The following is a 5,984-nucleotide window of genomic DNA, read 5'->3' as shown; positions in this document are numbered from 1 at the left end:
TTTCTTGTTTCCCCCCTTTGCAAGGGGGGATTAAGGGGGGTAATTCGACTTGTGTGTACACCGTAGTTCAACGAAGTAGGGAGAGAAATTACGGGATATTTTTAAATTTGCTAGAGTGAACACACCAGGATTTTTCGGTCAAATCTCTGAACTACGCCAGCAGACGAGGCTACCCATGCTTACAAGTACGCTACTTCTCTCGAATCAACTTCCTACTCTCCAATATTCCTCGACACCAGAGCGTTTCGATGAAACCTGGGAAGCCCCCCTGGCTACCCTTCTCGGACTAGGACGCGCCGCCGGCGCTGACTTCATCGAATTATTTTTAGAGCGTCGTAACTATATTAGTTCTCTTGCAGAAGATGACGCAATCACGAGTATTTCACCCAGTCTGTCTACAGGCGCGGGAGTCAGAGTATTTCGCGCTAAAGCTGACTGTTACGTTAGCACCAATGACCTTTCCTTTTCCGGTTTGAAAGCAGCCTTAGAAAAAGGTCTTTCTATCTTGGGGTTGCAACTGCCCACTGCTAAAGCTTTCATCCCAGAAATCAACCTAGAATTACTGAGAGATTACGCCACCAAAAGAGGTAAAGATTCATGGCTACCGATGTGTAGCTCCATCCGAGAAATGGGAGAAATCCTCTTAGATGGTACTACCCACCTGAAGCAAAAAGCTAGCCACGTCCAATCGCGCCGTGCTACCTATTTCCGCGATTGGCAAGAAGTTTTAATCGCCGCCAGTGACGGGACTTTTGCCCGTGATATTCGCCTTACCCAATCAGTAGGATTTAACCTATTGTGTGCTGATGGTGCTAATCGTACCTCAATTGGCGATCGCGCGGGTAATACTAGCGATGCCAACTTCTTGAGGACTTGGGATTCTCAACAAGCCTCTGAAAAAATAGCAGAATCGGCTGGAAAAATGCTCTATGCAGATTACGTAGAATCGGGTACTTATCCCATCATTATGGCCAATCACTTTGGCGGCGTAATCTTCCACGAAGCTTGTGGACACCTGCTAGAAACCACTCAAATAGAACGCAATACCTCTCCCTTTGCTGACAAAAAAGGCGAAAAAATTGCCCACGAAAGTTTGACAGCCTGGGATGAAGGGCGCTCTGAAAATGCCTTCGGGACAATTGATATGGATGACGAAGGTATGCCGGCTCAAAGAACCCTATTAATCGAAAAAGGCGTTCTGAAAAACTTCTTAGCAGATAGAACAGGTTCCACACGCACCGGACACCCCAGAACTGGAAGTGGCCGTCGCCAAAATTATACTTATGCCGCCGCTAGCCGGATGCGTAATACTTATATTGATTCTGGCGAATATAGCATTGATGAATTATTTGCCTCCGTTGATAAAGGTATTTACTGTAAAAAAATGGGTGGTGGTAGCGTTGGTGCTACAGGTCAATTTAACTTTAGTGTTGATGAAGCTTATTTAATTGAAAATGGCAAAATCACCAAACCATTAAAGGGAGCAATTCTCATCGGTGAAGCTAAGGAAATTATGAATAAAATTTCCATGTGTTCCCAAGATTTAGAAATTGCACCAGGTTTTTGTGGCTCAGTCAGTGGCAGTATTTACACCACAGTCGGACAACCCCACATCAAAGTTGATTCTATTACCGTCGGTGGACGATAAGAATTTTAGATTTTAGATTTTGGATTTTGGATTGTGAATGAGTAGGAGTTTAAGAGGTTGTTTGAAAAGTGGTTGGCTGTGATTTTAGGCACTTATTGATCCCCCCAACCCCCCTTAAAAACGGGCAAAACCTTTCAAAGTCCCCCTTTTTAAGGGGAGCCACTGCGTTGGGCGGCTCTGCCGACTTGAAGCACGTGGCATGGATTTAGGGGGATCTAGAACAAAGCAATGTAAGAAGCTACCGAAATTCTAGCTATGACTGTTTCATCAATAAAAACACTACGAGAAAAATATAAGTGATAACATCCAAAATCCAAACTCTAATATCAAAAATTGAATCGTTTCCAATCCAAAATACAAACTCTAATATCAAAAATTGATTATGCCGAATATCAATGAAATTGCAAATTCTGCCAAAGACAATGCTGATAAGCTTGGGATTAAGAAATTCGACATTTATGGCTCAACAGTAGATGACACTAACGTGCAAGTAGACCAAGGAGAGCCAAAACAAGTTAAAGCTTCAAATCGCTCTGGTGTTACTGTTCGTGTCTGGAATGAAGAGAATACAATGGGTGTCACCAGCACCACAGATGTAGACCCCAAAGGACTAGAGTTAGCTTTGAAAACTGCCTACGAAGCCAGTTTCTTTGGTGTTAAAGAAAATGTTCCTGATTTTAGTCCAGAGGCTACTATTCCGATTCCAAATCAACATCAAGATAAAGCACCACAAGCACCTGTTGCCAAACTCATAGAAAAATTGTTGGTAGCTGAAAAAGAATTATTGGCGGCTCATCCAGCAATTAAAGGTGTACCTTATAACGGTTTATCGCAAAGAGATGTTGATAGGTTTTATCTCAATAGCGACGGCGCGGTGAGAACTGAATCTCACTCTTTGGCATCAGTTTATCTTTACAGCAAAACTGAGGAAGAAGGGAAAAAACCGCGCAGTGCAGGTGCTTATAGAATCAACCAAAGTTTAGATAATCTAGATATTAATGGTTGTATTAAAGAAACTGCCGATAAGACTATCAGTCACTTGAATTATGAAAAAATCAAAACTGGTAAATATCGAGTTGTTTTCTCAGCCGAAGCTTTCTTAAGTCTGTTGGGTGCTTTTTCTAACTTGTTCAATGCCCAAAGTATTTTAGACAATCAAAGTCTATCTACTCCTGATGATTTAGGTAAAGAAATTGCTTCTCCGCTGATTTCAGTTTATGATGATGCACTGCATCCAGCTAACGTAGGCGCAGAAACTTTTGATGGCGAAGGAACGCCCACTCGTCAAATTTCGCTGATTGAAAATGGCGTTTTAACAGGATTTCTCCATAGTGCCGGTACTGCTAAAAGGTTAAATGCCCAGCCAACGGGTAATGCTAGTATTGGCGCAAAAGTCAGCGTTAGTCCCAATTTTTATCACGTATTCTCAACAGCAACTCCTGAACAGGAATTTAGCTTAGACACTGCTGAAAATGTGATTTTTATCGATGATTTACAAGCTCTCCATGCGGGAGTTAAAGCCTTACAAGGTTCCTTTTCTTTGCCCTTTGATGGTTGGCTAGTTAATAAGGGCGTGAGGACGAGTATTGAGTCTGCAACAGTTGCTGGCGATTTCTTAGAACTCTTGAAGTCAATTATTTATGTAGAAAAAGAACCAGAGTTAACGCCAGGGGGAGTTTGCCCAAAAATCTGGGTAAATGAACTATCGATTACCGGCGAATAAAACTTAAGAAGTGCAGAGTTAGGAGTTATATTCCACTCTTAACTCATCACTTTGAAATCATGACTCACCATTAGTATTCACCACCGACGCTAATGGCAGTATTAAATACATGAGCGCCGCTTAAATCAATACCAGCTAAAAGAGCGCCATCTAGATCACTATTATATAAACGCGAATTACTCAAATTAACGTTGGTAAGATTGGCATTATTTAAGATAGTATCGCTCACAAATGCTTGTGTGAGATTAGCAGACTTTAAATTAGCTCCAGTTAAATCGGCACCTTCTAAGTTAGCACCTTCGAGATTAGCTCCTTTTAAATTTGCATTTCTCAAGTCAACACCGATTAGATGAGCGCCTTTGAGATTTGCTCCGGCTAAATTACATCCCGAACATTCTCTAGTTTCCAACAAGCGGCGGACAGGGGCGGAATTTTCTGCTTTGACGGGAATGGGAGCAGCTAAAGATAGCGTGCTGAGTAAGGCTGCTGCCGTCAAAAAAATTCGTTTCATAATTTACCTCGAACACTTCTAGAAGTCATGAAATTCTGAACTTCTACGATACCAGTGTGCCAAGATTACCAAATTCTGTCCTCATGCGATCGGAATAATACAGCACTTCCGGCAGCTATGAGGTACATCCTAAAAGCTGAAAGCGATGATAGGAGAGGGGTAAGAAGAAAACTATATTGCATAATAGCCGGAAGCGCTGTAATAAGTTCGATGGGATTAGATATTGTTCCGTAAAGTAGTCCGATGGGAGGAAATTTCTAACTGAGATTTTATTAAGCCTTACCGCTACCTAATAAATACAGCAGCGCCATCCGAACAGCGACACCACTGGTAACTTGTGATTGAATCAGACTAAACTCTGGATCATCCATCAATTCAGAACTAATTTCAACACCACGGTTGACTGGGCCTGGATGCAAAACTTTGACGTTAGGTTTACAAAGTTGCAGTTTTGTGCTTGTAATACCAAACATCTGATGATATTCTCGCAAACTTGGCAGCAAATGAGCCGTCATCCGTTCCTTTTGCAGACGTAAAGTCATGACAAAATCGGCATTTTGCAAAGCTGGTTCTAGCTGCCAGTGTAGAAAAAGTTGGGGATTAGGGGAATTACTTCTGACTTCTGACTCTTCCGAGATAAACTCGGCAAATAATTTCGGTAAAAGTGTTGGTGGTGCAGCCAGATGCACTTCGGCACCACTGGCAATTAAACTCCAAATATTCGATCGCGCCACGCGAGAATGCAGAATATCCCCAACAATGGCAATCTTTTTCCCCTTTAAAAGTTCCAGTCGGGGATGATCTGGGTCAATTAGAGTAGTTATGGTAAATAAATCTAGCAGTGCTTGGGAAGGATGCTCATGTTGACCATCACCAGCATTGAGGACGCTAACTCGTACACCTAAACGATCCATTTCAGCTGCGATCGCATTTGGTACTCCTGCCTCTCGATGGCGGACTACCATAATATCAGTTCCCATTGCTAAATAGGTTTTCGCCGTGTCGAGAATTGTTTCTCCCTTAGTCATAGAAGATGTGGCGGCGGCGAAGTTCAGCGTATCCGCACTTAAGCGTTTGGCTGCGAGTTCAAAACTGCTGCGAGTCCGGGTAGACGATTCAAAAAATAAATTGGCCACCACTTGTCCCTGCAAGGTTGGCACTTTCTTCGTCCGCCGTGATAGCACCTCTTGAAAACTGGCAGCAGTTTGCAAAACTGTATCGTATTCAGAGGTAGTAAAGTCAGCTAGGGAAAGAATGTGATGACGATTCCAGGTTGTAGTAGGCATAAATAGCAATTAGTTTCCTGCATAGAGATACAAGCGTTGACGCATTGGCGTAGCCTCTCGTAGAGAAGCGGCTTGTCGTCAGACATCGCGTCTCTTCAGCTTTTTAATTTACAGATGTAGAGGAAATGATATCATCTGAATTCTATCAAATTAGCTACTTGTTCTTTCTAGCGTCAAGGATTTATACAGTGCTTGTCAATTGGATAAGGTATTACAGAAATCACCTTAATTGTTGCCCATCTCCCCGGAAAAAAATCGCTCTCCTGGCAATCCTGCCTCTGTCTGTCCTCTAACTTTCGCTGCAACTACTAACCCTGTAGACCAGTTAATTTTTGAAAGCGTCAAATCGCTCCTGGATTCTAAGTTTGAAATGAGTTGGCTAGCTTTTGAAGCCTGATCCTCAGACCACATGGCTTGAGGCAACATATCATCAATAACGTACAAGCCACCCAACTTAAGCAAATTGAGCGTATCCTCAAGGCAGCTATATTTTCCTACCCATGCATCAGCGAATATAAAATCAAACTTTTGAGCAGCTATTTTACCTAAAAAAATCGTCGCATCCTCTGTATGGAAAACCACTCTCCGATCCTGACCCAAATACTTTCTGGCAACAGCTATCACTTTGTCATCTTGGTCAACTGAGATCAGCTTGGATTCCCGATCCATACCGTTCAAAAGCCAAGCAGCAGACACGCCAGTTCCTGTACCCAGTTCAAGAAACATACCAGCAGGTTTGCTCGCAGCAAGTGTTCTTAGAACCCACACTCCGCACTTCAAATTGAAGTACACAGAGATTACAGTTAAGATAAAAGC

The 5,984-nt window shown here is 42.6% G+C and carries 5 protein-coding genes; 2 read left to right on the top strand and 3 right to left on the bottom strand.

Features of this window, described 5'->3' with window-relative positions; all coding sequences use genetic code 11:
* Window positions 1-175: 175 nt before the first annotated feature.
* Both HWQ37_RS01835 and HWQ37_RS01830 read left to right on the top strand, forming a co-directional pair.
* Window positions 176-1,648 carry a TldD/PmbA family protein gene (locus HWQ37_RS01835; protein ID WP_292743046.1) on the top strand — a complete coding sequence of 491 codons (1,473 nt, stop codon included), beginning with the start codon at window positions 176-178 and terminating at the stop codon, window positions 1,646-1,648.
* Window positions 1,649-2,030: 382 nt separating this feature from the next.
* Window positions 2,031-3,371 carry a TldD/PmbA family protein gene (locus tag HWQ37_RS01830; protein ID WP_292743044.1) on the top strand — a complete coding sequence of 447 codons (1,341 nt, stop codon included), beginning with the start codon at window positions 2,031-2,033 and terminating at the stop codon, window positions 3,369-3,371.
* A gap of 70 nt (window positions 3,372-3,441) precedes the next feature.
* Here HWQ37_RS01830 and HWQ37_RS01825 read toward each other — a convergent pair whose 3' ends face one another.
* From HWQ37_RS01825 to HWQ37_RS01815, 3 genes are all read right to left on the bottom strand, one after another.
* Window positions 3,442-3,882, bottom strand: a complete 441-nt coding sequence (locus tag HWQ37_RS01825) for a pentapeptide repeat-containing protein (RefSeq protein ID WP_292743042.1) — start codon at window positions 3,880-3,882, stop codon at window positions 3,442-3,444.
* A gap of 272 nt (window positions 3,883-4,154) precedes the next feature.
* Complete coding sequence (locus HWQ37_RS01820; RefSeq protein ID WP_292743040.1) at window positions 4,155-5,168, bottom strand: aspartate carbamoyltransferase catalytic subunit; 1,014 nt, start codon at window positions 5,166-5,168, stop codon at window positions 4,155-4,157.
* Between the two features lie 225 nt (window positions 5,169-5,393).
* Window positions 5,394-5,984: O-methyltransferase (locus HWQ37_RS01815; RefSeq protein ID WP_363318082.1), on the bottom strand; the 591-nt coding region annotated here is incomplete at its 5' end.

The organism is Nostoc sp. NMS4 (assembly GCF_017115095.1).
Taxonomy (GTDB): domain Bacteria; phylum Cyanobacteriota; class Cyanobacteriia; order Cyanobacteriales; family Nostocaceae; genus Nostoc.
This window is presented reverse-complemented; position numbering and strand designations above follow the sequence as displayed.

Excerpts from the sequence above, each read along its gene's own strand:
- HWQ37_RS01835 (WP_292743046.1), top strand. The coding sequence starts at position 176 with ATGCTTACAAGTACGCTACTTCTCTCGAATCAACTTCCTACTCTCCAA.
- HWQ37_RS01830 (WP_292743044.1), top strand. The coding sequence starts at position 2,031 with ATGCCGAATATCAATGAAATTGCAAATTCTGCCAAAGACAATGCTGAT.
- HWQ37_RS01825 (WP_292743042.1), bottom strand. The coding sequence starts at position 3,882 with ATGAAACGAATTTTTTTGACGGCAGCAGCCTTACTCAGCACGCTATCT.
- HWQ37_RS01820 (WP_292743040.1), bottom strand. The coding sequence starts at position 5,168 with ATGCCTACTACAACCTGGAATCGTCATCACATTCTTTCCCTAGCTGAC.